Below are 3,768 nucleotides of genomic sequence, written 5' to 3' on the forward strand. Positions count from 1 at the left end.
CCAAGCCCATAGCGGACTTTCACCGCCTAGTTACTGCCCATGCCGGGCAAACTAAATAAAGCCCTGACTCTGTTCCTGCAGGAATTAGAGTCAGGGCTTTATCCTATTGTTTAAAAGCGAAAATCTCGTTTCCCATTTGCAATTTCAGACAAATACTCTATAGCCCGTTTACGAACTTTTTCGTTGGGAATACGGGAAATTTCGCTGGCAATCACCGCTTCTCCCTTGGCTTTAGTATCTGCCGAAGCATAGTCCTCTAAATATTCTTTAAGTGTCAAAAGTGCATTGGGCTGACAACAGTTCGCTATTTGTCCTGATTTTACCAAACTCATAAAGCGGTCGCCGGTACGTCCTTCGCGATAGCAGGCAGTACAGAAGCTTGGAATATACCCTAGACCTAATAACCAGTTAACAACTTCATCCAGTGTGCGTCGGTCATTTACGTCAAACTGCGCCGAATTATCATCCTCAGCCTCTGGTTCAACATAACCGCCAACACTGGTCCTGGAGCCGCCACTGATTTGAGTTACTCCCAATTCCAGCACCCGCTCACGCGTTTTCTGTGACTCGCGTGTAGAAACAATCATGCCGGTATAGGGAACAGCAATTCGCAGCACTGTTACTATTTTCGCAAATATGTCATCAGAAATGGCATTCGTAAAATCTTCAGGATTAATATCATCTGCCGGGCGAATCCGAGGAACGCTGATGGTGTGCGGGCCAACTCCCATAGTTGCCTCTAAATGTTCAGCATGCATAAGTAAACCAACAAAATCATAACGGTACATATTTAAGCCGAACAAGACGCCAAGACCAACATCATCGATACCCGCTTCCATTGCCCGATCCATAGCTTCGGTATGGAAAGCATAGTCGCTCTTGGGTCCGGTTGGATGCAGCTCTTCATACGCTTTTTTGTTATAGGTCTCCTGAAACAGAATATAGGTGCCAATACCCGCTTCTTTTAACTTACGGTAGTTTTCCACCGTAGTTGCGGCAATATTGACATTTACCCGGCGAATAGCACCATTTTTATGTTTTATGCTATAGATGGTATTAATACTTTCCAGGACATATTCGATGGGATTATTAACAGGATCTTCACCGGTTTCCAGCGCCAGGCGCTTATGCCCCATATCCTGCAAAGCAATGACTTCGCGGACAATATCCTCCTGTGAAAGCTTTTTGCGGGAAATGTTTTTGTTTTTTTTATGATAAGGACAGTACACACAACCATTGATACAGTAATTGGAGAGATATAAAGGGGCAAACATTACAATCCGGTTTCCGTACAGTTTTTGTTTAATTTCTTTGGCTAGGGACTTCATTTTTTCGTTTTCTTCTTCTAAATCACAATCTAACAATACAGCCGCTTCCCGGTGAGTCAGACCTTTGCAATCCTTAGCTTTTTCCAGAATGCTGTTAATAAGCTCCCGATTGCTCTTGTTTTTCTGAGCATATTCGAGTGTATCCAGAATCTCTTGGTCATCGATAAACTCAGTTGCAATTTTTGATTTGACATTATACATAGTCAAGACCCCTTTTTACGCAGTATTTTCTATCTGAAATAATTCCCTGTCAGGCTCAGTTTCTTAGCGCGCTGAAGTTATCCAGTAGAAAAGTAAGTACCTGTTTACATACATGATTATTTATCTGCATGCGTAGCTAGTTTAGAATACACGGTTTTAATATTGACATAGGGAATCATTCCCAGCTTGCCGGAGAGTGCGCTGATGGTATCGCTAGGAGCATCAATTAAAATGCTGATAACAGAAACATTGCGTTTAGGATAAGGGATTCCCATGCGGCCTACAATGTAATCTCCATACTCATGCAGAATATCATTAATCCGTTTTGCTGATTCCTTATTTTCAACGACAATACCAATGAGCGCAATCCTTGTTTCCATAAATATCCTTTCTCCTTAATTAAAGATCCAAATTGAAATAAAAATCCTTGTACCAGAAGGCACAAGGATAGAAAGCCAATAGCAAGAAGAGCGATACCATGCTCCTCCACCATATCGCCACTATTCTCTCGCCTTCTCACTCGGGACGAACCCTCATGTAATCAGCACGATAACTTTGTTAACAAACATTCAAGGTTTGCCGCAAGAAAGGTGAAAATCACTCAATCTCAGACAGCTTACCAAGTATTGAATAAATTGTAACATATTTTCTGACAAAAAACAATGCTATTTTTAGCTTTCGGTAAACAGGCAACCCGAATTAACAGCCAAGTGCATGCTCCCACTCGGATTCCTTGAATCCCACCAAAACTTGGCTATCAGTAATCAGAATCGGCCGTTTTACCAGCATCCCGTCAGACGCCAGCAGAGCAAGCTTCTCATCTTCAGACATGGTGGGCAGCTTATCTTTCAAAGCAAGAGATTTATACAGTAGTCCACTGGTGTTGAAAAACTTTTTTAGATCCAGTCCGCTTTTTTCATACCATACGGTTAGTTCAGCCAGTGTCGGATTTTCTTCCTTAATATTGCGCTGTTCATAAACAATACCATGATCATCCAGCCAGCGTTTTGCCTTTTGACAGGTGGTACATTTCGGATAACACACAAAAGTAATCATTTTCACATCTCCTCTTCTTATTGGTTACTATCAGTATTGAACCAAATAGCGAATCGGGTCAACCGCTGTGCCGTTTACCCGGACTTCATAATGAACATGCGGTCCGGTACTTTTTCCAGTGCTGCCTACATACGCAATAATTTGCCCTTTTTTCACGTTTTGTCCGATGGTTACGATGATCCGGGAATTGTGCCCATACACAGTGGTTATACCATTGCCATGGTCAATTTGCACCATATTACCATAGCCCCCAGCCCATCCACTCTGCACCACTACACCATCCGCAGTAGCCACAATCGGTGTATCCAGATTGCTGGCAATATCAATCCCGGCGTGAAACTCACTACCACTATCCAAAGGAGAATTACGCCAGCCAAAACCGGAGGAGACCTCGCCATTTACTGGCCAAATCGTCGGCTTAGCTGCAATGATATGACTATCTTGTTTTAGATTTTCCATATTTGGAGCCTGTCCTATTACACTGGGCTGAAAAGGCACTAACTCTGTGCCGGCAATACTACTGGCATTAATCACCTGGTGATTGTAGCTAAAATCTACCCCCATTCCCAGGAGAATAAGAAAAGCAAATAATAATGTAAGCCATCTAACAGAAACAGCCATATATTTGCTATCAGTGTTCTTAGTATGAGTTTCCTGAGAAGTACGCATTACTGCTTCCTTTCTTGCCAATCATGTATCCTTGGCTTTTTTGTAAGATTCCATAGTATACATTATAACGCAAAATAGCCATTTTTGTTGGCTTTTTGGAGAATATTAATTTTCATTTTTTTGTGTTACTACTTGACGCAAAAAATGAAAAGTGAGAACATAGAAACTGCTTCCTTACTTTTCTTGGAGGTGACATATATGAAAAGACTTAGCAAGAATTCTCGCGCACTCGCGTTATTCACGCTACTTTTATGTGTAATAGCCCTGCTGTCTGTCATTAGGTCTAACCAGCTTCCGTTTGCATTGTGGTTTCGGCAGACTCCCCCGCGAACACCGGTAAACCTTACAGTGGTACCGTTAGCTACCATAAATAAACCTATACAAATTACCCGCACAGGGCTGCTAACCAATGCAGCATCAGTTCCCATTAATGCCTCATTTTCCGGTCGCCTCAGCGAACTCTATGTAACAGAAGGCCAAGTAATTAAAGCCGGTCAACCACTGCTAAAGCTCC

The 3,768-nt window shown here is 42.4% G+C and carries 3 protein-coding genes and 2 pseudogenes; 1 reads left to right on the forward strand and 4 read right to left on the reverse strand.

Annotation, left to right across the window (positions count from 1 at the left end; genetic code table 11):
- Positions 1–110: 110 nt before the first annotated feature.
- The 4 genes and pseudogenes from hydG to AC29Z1_RS14985 all read right to left on the reverse strand — a co-directional run.
- Positions 111–1,529, reverse strand: a complete 1,419-nt coding sequence (gene hydG, locus AC29Z1_RS14970) for a [FeFe] hydrogenase H-cluster radical SAM maturase HydG (RefSeq protein WP_488272259.1) — start codon at positions 1,527–1,529, stop codon at positions 111–113.
- Positions 1,530–1,645: 116 nt separating this feature from the next.
- Positions 1,646–1,909 carry a TM1266 family iron-only hydrogenase system putative regulator gene (locus tag AC29Z1_RS14975; protein WP_488272260.1) on the reverse strand — a complete coding sequence of 88 codons (264 nt, stop codon included), beginning with the start codon at positions 1,907–1,909 and terminating at the stop codon, positions 1,646–1,648.
- 319 nt (positions 1,910–2,228) lie between these two features.
- Complete coding sequence (locus AC29Z1_RS14980; protein ID WP_488272261.1) at positions 2,229–2,585, reverse strand: arsenate reductase family protein; 357 nt, start codon at positions 2,583–2,585, stop codon at positions 2,229–2,231.
- 30 nt (positions 2,586–2,615) lie between these two features.
- A pseudogene (locus AC29Z1_RS14985) lies at positions 2,616–3,014 on the reverse strand (M23 family metallopeptidase); the annotation flags it as partial.
- 438 nt (positions 3,015–3,452) lie between these two features.
- Here AC29Z1_RS14985 and AC29Z1_RS14990 point away from each other — a divergent pair.
- A pseudogene (locus AC29Z1_RS14990) lies at positions 3,453–3,768 on the forward strand (efflux RND transporter periplasmic adaptor subunit); the annotation flags it as partial.

It is taken from the genome of Sporomusa sp. (assembly GCF_057736855.1).

Coding starts and splice junctions, on each gene's coding strand:
- AC29Z1_RS14980 (WP_488272261.1), bottom strand. CDS start 2,585: ATGATTACTTTTGTGTGTTATCCGAAATGTACCACCTGTCAAAAGGCA.
- hydG (WP_488272259.1), bottom strand. CDS start 1,529: ATGTATAATGTCAAATCAAAAATTGCAACTGAGTTTATCGATGACCAA.
- AC29Z1_RS14975 (WP_488272260.1), bottom strand. CDS start 1,909: ATGGAAACAAGGATTGCGCTCATTGGTATTGTCGTTGAAAATAAGGAA.